A 17,081-nucleotide genomic window follows, 5' to 3' on the forward strand; every position below is an offset into this window, starting at 1 on the left:
CTGCTATCCATATTCAACTTTAAGGGTTTTGTTTTGCGTTTATTCACCTTGAAATACTGCACCGCTTACTTATTAACAAGTGTATTAACTTGCTTGTTCTTCTCAAATCAATCATTGGCAAGTACTGGCAAATACCTAAGCCATAAATTATCAGGCAATACCGTTTTTATCAGCACTAATGTAGCGACAGTAACCTTAAATGCTTATGGGGAAGGCGCAATAGCAATACACTATCAAAGTCATAAAGAAAAACTTCCTGCTAGCCAACTGCCCTCTTTTGCCATCAAGGAACAGGCGGTGAACAGTAGCTTTGTTATTAAAGAAGATAACAAACAGCTAACACTTACCTTGAATAAACTCAGCGCGGTAATCAACAAGTCACCTTTTTATATTTCCTATTACCAAAGAAATAAGCACAAAAAAAACAAGTTACTTATCGCCGAGCAACAAGGTTTTTTTAGCGGTACTGTCAATGAAGTTACCGAAATAGCCGCTATTGAAGGCAGCAGCACTACCACCAAAATAACTACAAAACTGCCGGTGCAAGGATTTCGCTTTTACTTAGATGATACCGAAAAACTGCTCGGTGGCGGTGAACGTGTATTAGGCATGGATAGACGTGGCCATAGCTTCCCTTTATATAATCGCGCCCATTACGGCTATACCACACATTCAGAGCAAATGAATTTCTCAATCCCCGCAGTAATGTCGAGTAATAAATACATAGTGTTATTTGATAATTCCGCCAAGGGTTATATGGATTTAGCTAAAAAAGAAGAAAACATATTAGAGTTTTCTGCTGTTGCCGGTCGTATGGCTTATATCGTTTTTTCCGCTGATACTTACCCGAAACTACTTAATAACTATGTTGATGTTACCGGTAAGCAACCCCTACCACCGCGTTGGTCTTTAGGTAATTATGCTTCACGTTTTGGTTATCGCTCAGAGGCCGAAGTAAGAGCAACGGTAAATAAATTTATTGATTTAGATTTCCCTCTTGATGCGCTGATCTTAGATTTATATTGGTTTGGTAAAGATATTAAAGGTCATATGGGTAATTTAGCTTGGGATAAAAACGCCTTCCCTGAGCCTGAAAAAATGATCAATGATATTAAAGAGCAAGGCGTAAAGACTATTTTGATCACTGAACCTTTTGTGCTGAGTACATCCAGTAAGTGGCAAGATGCTGTTGATAGCCAAGCATTAGCGACAGATGCACAAGGTAAAGCTAAGCAATTTGATTTTTACTTTGGCAATACCGGTTTAGTTGATGTCTTTAGTGATAAAGGTCAACAATGGTTTAACGATATTTACCAGCAGCTTTACCAACAAGGTGTCACGGGTTGGTGGGGAGACTTAGGTGAGCCAGAAGTTCACCCAAGCGATACCTTACATACACTTAGCGATGGCAGCGTAGTTAATGCTGACGCCATTCATAATGTTTACGGTCATCAATGGGCTAAGATGGTTTTTGAAAATCAACTTAAGATGAATCCAGAGCAGCGACCGTTTATTTTAATGCGTTCAGGTTTTGCTGGTTCACAGCGTTACGGCATGATCCCTTGGACCGGTGATGTTAGTCGCTCTTGGGATGGCTTAAAGCCGCAAGTTGAGCTGAGCTTGCAAATGGGTTTATTAGGTATGGCATACACCCATTCTGATTTAGGCGGCTTTGCTGGTGGTGAGACCTTTAACCAAGAAATGTATATTCGTTGGTTACAGTATGGCGTTTTTCAGCCTATATATCGTCCTCATGCCCAAGATAATATCGCCCCAGAAGTCGTTTTTCACGACAAAGAAACCCAAGATATTTTACGTAAATTCATAAAACTAAGATATAAACTACTGCCGTATAATTACAGCCTAGCCTATCAAAACAGTACCACGGGCATGCCGCTAATGCGTCCGCTCTTTTTTGAAAGTGAAGAGCTTGAGCAAGAGCTTAATCAAGACTTAGAACAAACACTTAACAGTAGCCCTAACAGTGGCAACTATTTAGCTTCCTTTGATAATGCTAGCAGTTACCTGTGGGGCGATGCTTTTTTAGTGACTCCAGTAGTGGCAGCTAATATCAACTCAGTTTCAGTTAATTTACCCGAGGGGGTTTGGTTTGATTACTTTACTCGTGACAATGAAGTAGCTAAAAAGTATCAAGGCGGACAAGCAGTTAACTTAGCAACAAGTCTAGAGACACTACCAGTACTGGTGCGCGCTGGTGCCTTTATTCCTATGATTGATGATATTCAATCTACCCAAGATTATGACGCCAGCAAGTTAACCTTACATTATTATGCTGATAAGTCAGTTACTAGTGCTAACTATGAAATGTATGAAGATGATGGCAAAACCTATCAAGCCATTGAGAAAGGATTGTTTGAATTATTACAATTTTCAGCTAAGCAGCAACAAAAGCATTTAACCATAAACCTTAATCGTACCGGCAAGGGTTATAACGGTATGCCACAAGAACGCACCATGACCTTGGTTATTCATAATATATCGCAAGTCCCCAATAAAATTAGCTTGAACAATAAAGTGATAAACAATGCTGTTTGGCAAGAAAAAGACCACAGCTTAACTATCGATTTCACTTGGCAGCATCAACCTTTAACTTTAACGATACAGTAAATAATGAAGACAACTTTATCTAATAAAAATAAACATTCCATCAACCTTATTGCCGATATTGGTGGTACTAATATTCGCATAGCACAAGCAATGAAAAAACCTAAGACTGACCTTGCTGATAGTGATACCACGGACATTGATACCATGAGCATTAATATAAGTGACATTGAAACTTACCAATGTAAGCAGTTTACTAGCTTGGCTGAAGTGCTTGCTCATTATATTGAGGTTAAAGCGTTGGCCGGCTGTAATATTAACGCTTGTTTTGCCATTGCTTGCCCGGTAGATAAAGACTTAATAAGCATGACTAACTTACCTTGGCAGTTTTCCCAAAAAGAACTTCAACAGGCTTTAAAACTTAATACCTTAAGCTTTATTAATGACTATACCGCCATAGCTATGGCAATCCCGCTGCTAACCGAGCAACAGAAAGTAAAAATTGGTGGCGGTGAAAGTGTTGCGGGTAAACCTATTTCAGTATGTGGTCCTGGAACAGGTTTAGGGGTGGCTAATTTAGTACCACTAACCGTTTCAGGCAATGACCAATGGCACTGCATTAGTGGTGAAGGTGGTCACATCGATTTTGCACCGATTAATGAAATAGAGCAGCAAGTAAAAGACTTTATCCATAAGATAAAGAAGCGTGTTTCATACGAGCAATTACTGTCAGGTTATGGTTTAGAGCAAGTATATCAGGCGTTATTATTTATTAATGAAGCTAAAGAAATCACCATAATCAAAGGTAAGCTTTCAGCCAGAGATATCACCGCCAAAGCGTTAGACGGCAGTTGTGAAATCTGTCAGCAAACGCTTACTTTCTTTTGTAATGTGCTCGGCAGTTTCGCCGGTAATTTAGCGCTAATAATGAATAGCCAAGGTGGTGTTTATATCGCAGGTGGTATAGTGCCGCGCTTTATTGATTACTTGAAATCAAGCGACTTTAGAACGCGTTTTGAAACCAAAGGCCGCTTGTCATCTATTACTGAGCAAGCACCGACTTACGTGATAACAGAAGAGCAACCTGGGTTGCTCGGAGCCGCTGCTTGTGTCTTACAAAACTAGCGCTGTAGCGACTTTTTAAAATACTGAATACGTATGTAAACGCTAGTGGTTACCCGCTAAAATGGGTATATTAAAATTCTTGTCTTAACTTTTTTTGATCATTTCGGCTTAAAAGATATTTCAATACACACCTTGTTTAGCACACTATTATCATCTGTCTTTATGGTAATAATGTGCTTTTTTTTAAAAACAAGCACCGCAATACATAACAATAAGAGTGCCTCTAAATGAGCGATACTAGCGACATGAGTAATCAAAGCAAAAATAACCAGCAAAAACCACGTTTGAGTTTTTGGCAAATTTGGAATGTAAGCTTTGGCTTTCTCGGTGTGCAATTTGGCTTCGCCTTACAAAATGCCAATGCCAGTAGGATACTCTCCGATTTAGGCGCTGACTTACACTCGTTATCACTATTTTGGTTAGTAGCGCCAATTATGGGCTTACTCATTCAGCCTATCGTCGGCTCAGCTTCAGATAAGACCTGGAATAAATTAGGTCGTCGTAACCCTTATATTCTAGCCGGTGGTATTGCCGCCGCTATTGGCATGTTATTAATGCCAAATTCAGCCACCTTAGCGACCTTTATCACACCGTTATTTTTTGGCGCTATGATGTTAGCCTTAATGGATGCTTCGTTTAATTTAGCTTTTCAACCTTTTCGCGCCTTAGTGTCTGACATGGTGCCGGCTGAGCAACGTACTGTTGGTTACTCTATTCAATCTTTTTTAATTAATATTGGCGCCGTCTTTGGCTCGATATTACCTTTTGTATTAACCAATGTTATTGGTTTAGAAAACACCGCTAGTACTGGCCAAGTGGCACCGTCTGTTATTTGGGCTTTTTATATTGGCGCAACAGTGATGTTAGGTTCAGTATTATGGACTGTTTTTAGAACCAAAGAATATGCGCCGGGTACTAATGGTTTAGCTACCTTAGAAAAACATGATACTGTTCGCCCTCTTAGCGAGAAATTAGCCGAGTTTTTTGCTCTAATGAAAACGATGCCAACCACCATGAAACAACTTGCCTTAGTACAGTTTTTCTCTTGGTTTGCGCTGTTTATTATGTGGGTATATACCATGCCAGCTATCGCTCAACATATATGGGGTATTGATGCTAAATGGTTTGATCCAGACTACCTAGCGGCTGTGGGTACTGTACCTGAGCATATTGCCAAAGCAAAAGGCACTGCCGGTGACTGGGTTGGTATTATCTTTGCTGCTTATTCATTATTTGCTGCCATTGCTTCTATCTTTATGGCAAAAGTTGCCAATACCATCGGCCGTAAATTAACCTATTCATTATCACTATTGGCTGGTGGTATTGGTTATATCAGCATTATGTTTATCCAAAATTCGGAGCCAACACTAGTCAACTTAGCCATTACTGAGATTATAGTACCACAAGGTGCAGTATCATTATTCTTGCCTATGATTGGCATTGGTATGGCTTGGGCGGCAATATTAGCAATGCCTTATGCTATTTTGGCAGGATCACTCCCCGTAAAACAAACTGGTGTTTACATGGGCATATTTAACTTCACCATTGCCGCGCCACAGATAGTGTCAGGTATTTTTGCCGGTTGGATTTTAACGGCAGTGTTCGACAATCAAGCCATCTATATCATTATGTTAGCCGGTGGTTCAATGATTTTAGCGGCATTGTCGGTGTATTTTGTTAAGGATGGTGTGGAAGAGCAAACGGTTAATCATCAAGATGAAGCAACGGCTTAATACCAGTACCACTAATAACTTAACTGAACAAACTAAAAAGGCGCTTAAAGCGCCTTTTTAGTTTCTAAATTAAGTAATTTAATTAAGTCGGTATTAAAGCAAAACTTAACTAGCTAATTGCCACAAGATTTTCGAACAACTAATTCAGGTGGGATCAAGGTGGTTTTCGCCTCTTCACCACTAATCAAAGCCAGTAAAGTTCCCACTAATAACTCCCCCGCCAACTGGGTATCTTGTTTCACCGTAGTTAATGGTGGGAAAGTAAAACTGGCAATGGCAATATCATCAAAACCAACCAGTGCTACTTGCTCAGGAATCTTAAGTTCATGCTCTTGTAGTGCCCGCATTGCGCCAACTGCAATAAGATCACATGCTGCACAAATGGCATCAAAAGATTCACCACTTGCGATTAATTTACATGCTGCCTGATAACCCGCTTCCTCGGTATATAGCGCGTTAAACTGCAACAGTGGATTCACCACTATGCCATTAGCTTTTATCGCCTGGCAGTGGCCTTTATAGCGGTCAAAAAACTCAGGGGCATGAGTTGAGGCACTGCCTAAAAAGGCAATATTTCTACGGCCTTTATTGATGAGGTGCTCTGTCATTTCTATACCGCCTTGATAGTTATCACAACCTACCGAGATAAGGGGCAAATTTTTAACTTCTGCGCCCCAACGAACAAAGTGAGTTCCTTGCTCTAGCAATTTAATTAACTTCTCTTCGTAGTCAACATAGTCACCATAACCTAATAAAATTAAGCCATCGGCTTTATTGCTATCTTCAAAGTCAGCATGCCAGTCATCACTTGCTTGCTGAAATGACACTAATAGGTCATAGCCTTTTTGCGAACAAGCTCGGGTGATACTGCCCAACATAGATAAAAAAAATGGGTTTATGGCTGAATCATCATTGGTAGGGTCTTCAAACAACAGCAAAGCAATAGTGTCACTTTGCTGTGAGCGTAAATTACTGGCATTTTTATCTACCTTGTAATTTAACTCTTTGGCAATGGCCTGGATTTTTTCTCGTGTAGCCTCATTAACTAATGGGCTATTTCGCAATGCTCTTGAGACAGTGGATTGCGAAACCCCTGCTTTATAAGCGATGTCAAATGACGTTGATTTTTCTTTCACGCGACCTACTCAAAAAAAATAAAATAACAAGAATAAAACTTAATAATAATATACCTGAGCAGCTGTCTTATGTATAGGAAGACGCTGATAAAACAGCATTAACTCACTGACAATTTGGTCAAATACCTCATACTAAAACAAAAAACAATAACAAAAAACAATAACAAAAAACCCAGTAAACAGGTATCTGCTTGCTGGGCTTTTATTGATAATTTGACTAACGATTTACTACCAACTAACGTTATTCAAAATAAGTGTGCTGTCGCTTATATAACTTAGAAAATAGAACCTATTTCTAAATGATAAGAGCCGATGCTGGCATCATCTGAGTTGCTAAAATCAATCCAAGCTTGTTTGTAACTAGCACGGAAAAATAAGCTGTTATCTAACTCGTAACGAAAACCTGCGGCTACATTGTATGAAAAACGGGTGTCATTAAACGTATTTTGATAGCCTTCGCATATGTAACCCCACCACGGATCCCACCAACATACTTGACCAGGAGGACCATCGGAAATATTACTATCAACATAACTCCAACCGGCACCAGCTTGAACATACGGTGTAAATTGTGAAGCAAATAAACTATAGACCACGTTAAACTGGCTTTCTATCAAGTCCATTTTATGGCCGACATTGAATTTTTCACCCTCATCGTTCACTAACGTTGCATTATAACTAGGCGTGGATGAAGAGAAGTCAAAATTAAATAAAATATGATCATTCATGTTATAGCCAAGAGTAAAGCCCCAGCCATAATCACTTTCCATCGCAGTTTTTGAGCCATTCTGGCCATCGATATCGCTAGACAAGTTGTTCAAAACTTTGAAGCTAGCTTCCCACTTATCACCGCGCTTGGTGTAATTAGCATTTGCATCAGTACTCACCGTACTGACTATTAAGCCAATAACACAGCTTATTATCATTAATTTTGACATTAACATCTTGTTAAAAAACATTATTATTCCTTTAATTTAGCTTATTTATATTAAGCTTTACTTGCGCGCGATACATATTCGCCCGAACGAGTATCAATGCGAACTTTCTCACCAATTTGCACAAACAAAGGCACACGAACAACAGCGCCTGTTGCTAACGTTGCCGGTTTGCCACCAGTACCCGCGGTATCACCTTTTAGACCGGGATCTGTTTCGGTGATATCGATTTCAACAAAGTTTGCCGGCGTTACGGTAATTGGCGTACCGTTCCATAAGGTAATAGTACAAATATCACCTTCAACTAACCACTTAATAGTATCAGCAACTGCTTTTTCATCAGCGCCGATTTGCTCAAAGGTTTCGTTGTTCATAAAGTGCCAGAATTCACCATCAGCATATAAATAGGCAAGTTCAATTTCCATTACGTCAGCACCTTCAACCGTCTCTCCTGACTTAAAGGTTTTCTCTAATACTTTACCTGAAACGAGTTTGCGAATTTTAACACGGCTAAAGGCTTGGCCTTTACCAGGCTTAACCAATTCATTTTCAAGAATGTTACAAGGTTCGCCATCAAGCATGATTTTAAGTCCAGCTTTGAACTGGTTGGTACTGTAATTAGCCATAATAAGTGTGCTCTTTTATTGATTACTTAGTTATTTATTTGATCTTCACTAGTCTATAACCGTTATAATGGCGACAGTAGCTAGTAAGAGATGTTCAATTGAAATTAGAATTGCCGCAGATAATAACCCAAATTGATCAGGATTTGCATCTTTGTGATGAAAAATCATGGCAAAAAGATTTACGTGATGTAGTGACCAAGCCAGAACAACTCTTAGCCTTGGTTAATATTGCTCCTGATGACTATTTACAACATTTTAAAGCACGTAAATTATTTCCGGTGCGTGTGCCGCTGTCTTTTATTAAGCGCATGAAAAAAGGCGATTTTAACGATCCACTCCTTAAGCAAGTTATGCCCTTATCTGAGGAGTTTTTGCTTAATGATGGCTATTCTGCTGATCCCTTATTTGAGCATGATACAGTCGCCGAAGGTTTGCTGCATAAGTACAAAAATCGGGTATTGATGATAGTAAAATCGGCGTGTGCTATTAATTGTCGTTATTGCTTTCGCCGTCACTTTCCTTATCAAGATAACAGCCCGAATAAAAAGCGTTGGCAAAGCGCCCTTGATTATATTGCGGCTAATGATGAAATCAGTGAAGTTATCTTCAGTGGTGGTGACCCATTGATGGCTAATGATGATCACTTAGGCTGGCTTATCGATAAAATAGAAAAAATTCCCCATGTAAGACGTTTGCGACTTCATACTCGCTTACCTGTGGTAATTCCTAATCGTATCACCGCAAGTCTTGTGGCTCTTTTAAAAGATTCACGCTTAAAAACCACCATGGTATTGCATATCAATCACCCCAACGAAATTAATGATGAGTTAATTGCCGCACTTGAGCCGCTACGGGTTGCGCGGATACCGCTATTTAATCAAAGTGTGCTATTACGTGGGGTTAATGATGATGCAACGGTATTGAGCAAATTAAGTGAGACCTTGTTTGATGCCGGCATTCAACCCTACTATTTGCACCTTTTTGATGCGGTACAAGGCGCGGCCCACTTTGATGTCAGTGAGGCGGACGCCGTAGCAATAGCTAAAGAGATGCTTGCCCGCTTACCTGGATTTTTAATGCCTAAGTTAGTGCGAGAAATTGCCGGCCAAGCTAACAAAACCCCAATCAATCTGGCATAATTACCGCAATTAAGAAAAACCTCAACGTAAGAAGTGTTATGACTAAAGCAATTGAACAACAACTTATTGAAAATATCTCAGTTATATTAAAAAGAACTTTAACCGCTGATGCCACCCTAGCCAATTTACGTGAACAGAAAAAAGCCAGCTTTAAAGCTATTTTTACTGCTGATGCTAGTTTTACCAGCACAGCTGACACCTTCCAACCCTATGTTGAAGAAATTGCTGATGATCTTTTACAGTGGCAAGCAAGTAAAGAGCAAGGGCAATTAATAACCTTGGTTAAAAAGATAGAGCAGTTGTACACCGTATTGGCTAACTTTGAACAAAGCTACAATCAATAAGATAAGCATTAATCTGATTGATAACATAATCAACTAAGTACTCAAAAAAATAAGCAATAACTCTTACCCTTGAGACTGTCATCTTCGAGGTGTTTTCGTCGAACATCCATGCTCTAAAAGAGATGGATTCTCGATCAGACATCTCGACAATGACCAATAGCCTTTCCTAAGCTACTCTGCAACTCTCTCAGCCATGACTTGTATTTTACAATCATGTGCATTGAGTAAAGCCAGGATATTCAGATTAAGTTGGTTGATCTCATCAAGAAACACATCAAAGTCTGTGGTGTTAACATAAGCAAGAATATCTAACTCTAAACCATAGATAGAATACGCTTTGAAGTGAGCGCGTATCGGTGACTCGGCAACCATCTCTGTCGAGCTGAACATAGCTTTTACTGCAACTAATAAGGCATCAATGTTTTCTTTTGGCGTATCTGGTGCTAAAAATATCTTAGGCCTAAACAATATCTTTTCTCGTTCGGAAAAATTTTCAAGATTCATATCAATAAACTTTGCATTCGCGACATAAATAACGGTTCTTTCTAAGGTTCGGATACGTGTTGAACGTAAACCTATTTCCTCTACCACACCAAAGCTATTGCCAAAGCGACAAAAGTTGCCAATTTTGATCGGTGCTGAGGTGTATAAAGTAATGGCACCGATAATATTCTCTACTGTTTTTTGCGCCGCTAATGCAATGGCTAAACCACCAATACCTAAACCAGCTAATAATGTAGATGGATTAAAGCCTAAGTTTTCCAGCCAGTTGAGTGCTGCAATGCTAAAAATAATTATTTTTATCACTGTACCGGCCGGCCTTAATAAATATACGGCTAAGGGTTTTTCTTGCGCAATGAACTTTTCTGCCAGTATAATTTTCATTAAATCAATAAAACGAAAACACACCCAGCACCAAGCAATAATGAGTAGCGTACTGCCTTCAGTCACCGCTCTAAACGCAATAGTAACATTGGCCTCATCGCGAAAGCTGCGTGCTAAAATCACCGCAATTAATAAAGCGATTGGCTCCTTGATAAAGCTTAAAACATCCTCAGAGACATTTTTGTAAACTCTCTTGGTAATAAAGGCTGTCAGCCAAGTAAATGCTTTAGCAATGCAGTAATAAATAAGCATCATCAAAGTGAAATAAAGCCACTGCCACAGCATGACACCAAATAAATCTATCGCCGGTAACCTTTTAGCTAAAAATTCTCCCAAGGGGGAATATGAATAACGCTTAAATAAGCGGGGGATTTTCTCAACGGTGGCATTGGATATTTTCCAAATTTTAACTTTATCTTCCGCTCTAGGAATATGCTGTAATAAAATATCTACATCATTACCTTGATATTCAACTTTTCCAACCAACTCTCGATAAGAAGGTAAGTCATCATTTTTTCGGCCTTCTTGTCGGGCACTGATACTATTTAGATCAACCCATAAGGTGCGGTTTAGCACAACGCCTAATTGTCTCGCCAATTCTTCTTTACCAACGTTAAGCGTTTTTTCTGACAAATTTCGGTAATCTAAATAATTGGTCGCTAAGGCTAAGTCTCCCGCTCGCATAGCTCGTAAATATCCGGCAATAGCGCTGCGAGGTTGGCCGCGTTCAAACTCATCCTCGGGAACATTAAAGGCTTGTGAATAGTCGTATTGGTTTAAACTTTGCTTTGCCTCTTTTTTGCTATCGAGCATAGTTTTAATGGATAAGTCTGCACCACTTTTATTCGGTGATTGTGCGCTAGAAACATCGAGACTGAACAGGAGTATAAAGAATAAAATGCCCCAGGCAACAGGAGATCGGTATAAAAGAGTAGAGTATTGAGCAGGCATCATTGCGCCATTTCCTTGCGATAACATAAAGTAAGATAATAACTTAAATACTGAAAGGAAAATAGAATTGACGGTAATAAAAAAAGCCACCACTGTGACTTTTTATTGAGTTTCTCATGGCGTATTATTTTTTGAGAATCAATGTTTTAAAGGTCTTATCAAACCAATCATCGAGCATTTTCTTTTCATAACCAAATGACTTATGACGGTACTTCAAACTATTGCCTGACATGAAGTTCATATCTTTAACCACAACCTCATCTGCTTGAACAACGTTACCATTGGCGTCAATGAGCTGATAAGAAAAGTTCATACGAGGCGAATATAAATGCTTGATAATACGGACCCGGTTAATGCCAGCAGCATTAGTATCTCCGGCTAAATCCACATCGGTAACATCTATTTTCAAGGTTTGATCAGCAGGCAAGGTCGCCGCAAGTTTAGCAAAGTGTTTTTCAAAGTCTTTAAAAACGCGCTCTCTAAATGACTTACGGTTTTCATTACCGGCATCGATATCACGATAGCTTTTATAATCAGTCCAAGTCACTTCACTATTTGCCGCAAAGGCACTCGGTGTTAGTAACAACGTCGACATTAAAACTGATAACATATAAGTGTATTTTTTCATTTTTAAATCCCCTCACTGAATATTAATACTTAGTAAAGCAGACTCTACCGATAAATATCGTATCATTCTGATGGTTTAACGTACTAATTTGTCATGTAAAACTGCTTCATCACACGACTGACAATCGCTACCGTGCGTTGTATTCTTTCTGCTTCACTACTGTCTTCATGAGCAAAACCTTGTGCAGCGCCACGCCAAACTTTTTTCCCTGTGCGGGCATCTTCAATGTAAATTAAAAAACTACCTTTTTTCAGTTCATCGTTACTGGGTAAACCAGGAGTAACACCAAATTTATCATTGATGGTTTCATCCGATAAATCACTGGCTAAAGCAACGCCAAAACCGACATAAAAAGCAGAATGACTCGCATCATCAGTATTTTTAAAACCATGACTATTTAAATCAGCAATAATGGCATCCGCATAAAGCTTATATATCGTTTGAGTTTGTTCAGCTTTTAACGAGGTTTCTTCTACATATTTAGGGGCCAAAGAGAATTGACTACCCGGTGAATAAGAAATAGGAATATCACGAACACTTGAAATGGCTAATTGATTTTTATTTACTTGCGGCTGTACCTGTACAGTCACACAAGCACTTACAAATAGGCAGCTAAGTAGAGCTGTGGCTACAGTAATATTTTTCTTCATTATTCAATCCTAGAAATATGTATTATCACTTCAATACTGACTTAAATCACCAGTTAAGTATATAAATACAATCAACTAAATTACGAGGAACAATGTAACCTTAACGTTATCTTGTGTAATCGCTACTTTATTAGGTTTCAGCGACACTATTTATACTTTACCAGCACACTAGCCTTCATATTTCCTTTAACTAAAGGTAAAAAATAACAAGTAAAAAGCCCGCCGAAGCGAGCTTTTATTTACTTATTCAAGTATGTGCTATAAACAATAAAATGTTTTATGCGCAGGATAAATCGTTTAGTTCAAGGCGCTTTATGATGACGTTTAGTGTTTCTTAAACGAACTATTCACTTAGTTTTATACAAAAAACAAAAAACAAAAAAGCCCGCCGAAGCGAGCTTTTATTTACTTATTCAAGTATGTGCTATAAACAATAAAATGTTTTATGCGCAGGATAAATCGTTTAGTTCAAGGCGCTTTATGGTGACGTTTAGTATTTCTTAAACGAACTATAAAGCAACGCTGAAATTAACAATTTAGACAAGCATAAATTACATCATGCTGCCCAAAAAATGTAACACACTAATTTAAAGAGAAAATAAACACCAGTAAATTAAAGTACCCTGCATTATACCCTTGATATCCTGACGCTCTTTAATAACGGGATTGTTCCAAAAAAATCAATATACCTTTTAAAGTTTCAATAGCCAAAACTGGCTTTATTTGATCAAACTTAGCATGAAAAGATCAGTTTAGGCTTAACAAGGCTATATTTAATTAGGGTATTTACTCTATGGCGCTATAGCCCCCTTTCCGCCATAGAAACTATAAATTAATGGCCAAAATCATTTAGCCATTACAAAGGATCTGCCTTGTATAAATACCCATCAAATCGCTACCCGAAGGGTTCGGCTAAAAACAAAAATGCCAGTCAGTTTAACTGACTGGCATTAACTCGGTGGTTTATTTTAAACCGCTTAAACTCTGCTTAAAGGTTACGCTTTGCTCTTCTGCGTAAACCCGCTAAGCCAGCCAAGAACAATAAGGCACTAGTGCCTAAACTACCACCACCACTGGTCTTTTCCTCCCCAACTTCGCTTACCTCAACATTCACAGACGCTGTGGTCGAAGAAACACCATCGCTCACCGTAACTTCAAATGTTAAAGTGGTCGTTGCGTTTGGTCCAACAATCATTGCTACCTTTTTATCAGCGTCATTAAAAACCGTTACAGTTTCACCGGCTGTTTGAACCCAGCTATAGGTTAAATCATCGTTATCTGCATCCGATGCACTTGCGGTCAAATCGACTAAACCACCACCAACAATGTTGATAGAACTCGCACTGGCAGACACATCTGTTGGCGCAGAATTCACTTCAACAATAACGGCTGGGTCAACAATAACACCATTGGCTTCACCATCGGCATCATTAACACCACCGTCTACAATCGTCAGTTTCACACAATCGTTGTCTAGGTTTAAACCACTTTGCCAATCAATTGAATCCGCCGCTGGACAATCGCCCTGTGCATCACTTATTGCCGACTTAATAGTATTACCATTGTTAGTATCAAAGACGACTAGCGAACCGTCTTCTTGAACTTTACGGTATTCAGAATTTATCGGTAGCGCAGTAGGTAACGGTATGATGATATTAACCGCTTCGCCCGCATTTGCGCCGGTAATCTTAAAATCTATCAACGGAATTAAGAAAGCCTTAACATCAACTAACGATGCTGCAATATCTGCATCAATAACATCACCTTGATCATCAACCGCAACGTCAACTAATAAGACATAGTCATCCATTGTTGCTACTTCAACACCGATGGAATTAGCCAAACCTGATTCAAGCTCTTTCAATACGTCACCAATTGACAGGGTCAAGCCTTCATCAACCGTGATAGTCACCGCATCGTCACCAGTACCTATGTTTTGCTGATGTTTTTCTAAAGTGGAATCATCAAGGTAGTTGGCAATGCCGTCACCATCGTCGTCACCATAACCTTCGATTGAATCTGAAACACCATCACCATCAGTATCATCACCAGTTAAAACGGCTAACTCTGGTTCAACACTAACTTTCAGTGTTTGTGATGCACTATACAGATCATCAGTCGCTAATTCTGTAACGACAACGCTAATATCTAAGCTACCCGACGCTAAGGCATCAGCATCAACTGGAACGACTATTTCCGGGTTAGTCACATCATTGGTGGCATTAAACACTTCGACGTTATTGATGGTAACAACCACACTATGCTCGGTATCCATATCAATATCAGTGATATTAATAGCAATAGCAGCATTGGCAGTTTGGTCTAGTACGGTAACCACTTCACCATTATTTAATAGTGCAACATCAACTGCCGGAGCGGTATTACCTAGTGATATAATCTTGGTTACTGAATTAGCCGAGATAGCAGCGTTTCTTTCAGAGCCTTCAAAGAATACCACTTGATAATCGCCGATAACTTGCCCTGGCAATACCACTGACAGTGTTTCACCTTCATCAATGGTTAACACAGCTTCATCAATAATGAAGGGAACTTCTTCCATCGTTTCAAATCGGTAGGAGAAAGTCACTGGGTATAATAGTGGCGCGCCAGATAAATCTAAGTTAAAGGCTATCTCTTTATTTTCGCTTACCACAACCGTTTCAGGGATAAAAACTGTCGGAATAATGTTTAAAACAAGGTCAAATGAAATAATCGAGCCAGCGTTATTAATAAGCGCTACTGTTAGGTTATGACTACCTGAGCTTCTTAACGCATCACCGTCAATACTGTTAACCGAAACACCAGTAATACCTGCTTCTGCTAACACTTGACTAACAAAAGCGTCAACAGCGGGGCTAATCTCAGTGTCAGCACCTGTGGCATCAATACTTAATGTGCCTGCAGTTTCAATCGCATTAATCGCAGTTACTATATCTGCAGCATCATTCGCATCATTTGGGAAAAGGTCTAAAGCAAGCCCTGTAGTCGAGTCGTCAGCACTATAACCGTCATTCCAGCTATCTGGCGCACCGTCATTATCTGTGTCGATACTGGCGGCGATATCATCTGGGAAAGCGTCATCGCCATCTGACACACCATCGCCATCAGCATCGTTAGCTTGATTTGGGAAAAGGTCTAAGGCAAGCCCTGTGGTCGAGTCATCAGCACTATAACCGTCATTCCAGCTATCTGGTGCACCATCACCATCGGTGTCGATGCTGGCGGCGACATCATTTGGGAAAGCGTCTAAGGCAAGCCCTGTGGTCGAGTCGTCAGCACTATAACCATCATTCCAGCTATCTGGCGCACCATCATTATCGGTGTCGATACTGGCGGCGACATCATTTGGGAAAACATCTAAGGCAAGCCCCGTGGTCGAGTCGTCAGCACTTTTATCTGCATTCCAGCTATCTGGCGCACCATCATTATCGGTGTCGATACTGGCGGCGACATCATTGGGGAAAGCGTCTAAGGCAAGCCCCGTGGTCGAGTCGTTAGCACTTTTTTCTGCATTCCAGCTATCTGGCGCACCATCATTATCGGTGTCGATACTGGCGGCGACATCGTTGGGGAAAGCATCATCATCATCTTGCACACCGTCGCCATCGCTATCGACGTTGTCACCGCCATCTTGAGGTGGTCCCATTAAAGATAAATTATCAACCCACATTGGTGCACGTTCATCTTTAAAAATACCCCCTGTTTTCGGGTAGGCCTCGCTAGGTGGAGTTTTAATAAAGACAATAAAAGGTTGAGCCAAGTCAATATCATCGGGCGCAACAAAGCTGTCCGTGACCGTTATCCAGGCATTATCAGACACCACAATGTTAGTTAAATTTACAGTGGTTACTTCTGCTAAACCATCAACAATAGGCGCGCCTACTTTGCTGTAGGAGTAGGCCCAGCGCAGGCTGCCTTTGTTTGCACCATCACCGGATAAGTAATAGGTTGCGCCTGGTACAATATTATCTACTTGCCTGCCTATGCCGTGGCTATCTTTACCACGTTTAGGAGTACAAGCGGCGTAATCGCTGGAGTAGTTAGCACCATCTTTTTGGGGAGCAAGAATAAACCCTGTATGTGCTGTACTAACAAACTTACATTGCCCTGTTTGATTATAATAAGAGCCGGCATTGTCATCAACATTCCAAGCTAATGTTGGGTTGGGTTTCGGGGCAGTTTCAGCATTAAACTCGAGTGTGCCGGCGCTGGAAAAACCAGTCAAGCCCTCTAAATCACCATCAGTAAAATTTTCAATGTAATTGTTCGGTATATCTTCAGCAAGTGTCGGTGCACTTGCCAATAAAAGTGCTGCAGCAACGGCGCCGGCAATGTTGTATTTTGAAGTAATCATTATCAATTCC

General features: G+C 40.0%; 12 protein-coding genes. 5 read left to right on the plus strand and 7 right to left on the minus strand.

The features are described 5' to 3' along the window. Nucleotides 1-33: 33 nt before the first annotated feature. From F580_RS0104025 to F580_RS0104035, 3 genes are all read left to right on the plus strand, one after another. Nucleotides 34-2,628: a TIM-barrel domain-containing protein gene (locus F580_RS0104025; protein WP_019026405.1), complete on the plus strand. Its 2,595-nt coding sequence runs from the start codon at nt 34-36 to the stop codon at nt 2,626-2,628. A gap of 3 nt (nt 2,629-2,631) precedes the next feature. Beyond that, nucleotides 2,632-3,690, plus strand: coding sequence for a glucokinase (locus F580_RS0104030; protein ID WP_019026406.1), 1,059 nt, complete (start codon nt 2,632-2,634; stop codon nt 3,688-3,690). Between the two features lie 227 nt (nt 3,691-3,917). Next, the gene (locus F580_RS0104035; RefSeq protein ID WP_019026407.1) at nt 3,918-5,423 is read left to right on the plus strand and encodes an MFS transporter; all 1,506 of its coding nucleotides are present in this window, start codon (nt 3,918-3,920) and stop codon (nt 5,421-5,423) included. A 113-nt stretch (nt 5,424-5,536) separates the two neighbouring features. On the opposite strand, the gene F580_RS0104040 is transcribed toward F580_RS0104035, so the two are convergent. The 3 genes from F580_RS0104040 to efp form a co-directional block, all read right to left on the minus strand. After that, nucleotides 5,537-6,559, minus strand: a complete 1,023-nt coding sequence (locus F580_RS0104040) for a LacI family DNA-binding transcriptional regulator (protein WP_019026408.1) — start codon at nt 6,557-6,559, stop codon at nt 5,537-5,539. A gap of 275 nt (nt 6,560-6,834) precedes the next feature. Further along, the gene (locus F580_RS0104050; RefSeq protein WP_019026410.1) at nt 6,835-7,518 is read right to left on the minus strand and encodes an outer membrane beta-barrel protein; all 684 of its coding nucleotides are present in this window, start codon (nt 7,516-7,518) and stop codon (nt 6,835-6,837) included. Between the two features lie 29 nt (nt 7,519-7,547). Further along, complete coding sequence (gene efp, locus F580_RS0104055) at nt 7,548-8,120, minus strand: elongation factor P (RefSeq protein WP_019026411.1); 573 nt, start codon at nt 8,118-8,120, stop codon at nt 7,548-7,550. Between the two features lie 98 nt (nt 8,121-8,218). Between efp and epmB the strand changes: the two genes are divergently transcribed. Both epmB and F580_RS0104065 read left to right on the plus strand, forming a co-directional pair. Further along, nucleotides 8,219-9,259 carry an EF-P beta-lysylation protein EpmB gene (gene epmB / locus F580_RS0104060; protein WP_019026412.1) on the plus strand — a complete coding sequence of 347 codons (1,041 nt, stop codon included), beginning with the start codon at nt 8,219-8,221 and terminating at the stop codon, nt 9,257-9,259. 38 nt (nt 9,260-9,297) lie between these two features. After that, nucleotides 9,298-9,603, plus strand: a complete 306-nt coding sequence (locus F580_RS0104065) for a hypothetical protein (protein ID WP_019026413.1) — start codon at nt 9,298-9,300, stop codon at nt 9,601-9,603. A 171-nt stretch (nt 9,604-9,774) separates the two neighbouring features. Here F580_RS0104065 and F580_RS0104070 read toward each other — a convergent pair whose 3' ends face one another. From F580_RS0104070 to F580_RS0104085, 4 genes are all read right to left on the minus strand, one after another. Then, nucleotides 9,775-11,529 (minus strand): mechanosensitive ion channel family protein, encoded by a 1,755-nt coding sequence (locus F580_RS0104070; RefSeq protein WP_245560585.1) that lies wholly within the window; start codon nt 11,527-11,529, stop codon nt 9,775-9,777. A gap of 34 nt (nt 11,530-11,563) precedes the next feature. Continuing rightward, on the minus strand, nt 11,564-12,067 hold the full coding sequence (locus F580_RS0104075; protein WP_019026415.1) for a DUF3016 domain-containing protein: 504 nt from the start codon (nt 12,065-12,067) through the stop codon (nt 11,564-11,566). An 83-nt stretch (nt 12,068-12,150) separates the two neighbouring features. Then, nucleotides 12,151-12,717: a DUF4136 domain-containing protein gene (locus F580_RS0104080; protein ID WP_019026416.1), complete on the minus strand. Its 567-nt coding sequence runs from the start codon at nt 12,715-12,717 to the stop codon at nt 12,151-12,153. A gap of 988 nt (nt 12,718-13,705) precedes the next feature. After that, the gene (locus tag F580_RS0104085; RefSeq protein ID WP_019026417.1) at nt 13,706-17,071 is read right to left on the minus strand and encodes a choice-of-anchor U domain-containing protein; all 3,366 of its coding nucleotides are present in this window, start codon (nt 17,069-17,071) and stop codon (nt 13,706-13,708) included. Between the last annotated feature and the right edge of the window lie 10 nt (nt 17,072-17,081).

This window comes from Colwellia piezophila ATCC BAA-637 (assembly GCF_000378625.1).
Classification (GTDB): Bacteria; Pseudomonadota; Gammaproteobacteria; order Enterobacterales; family Alteromonadaceae; genus Colwellia; species Colwellia piezophila.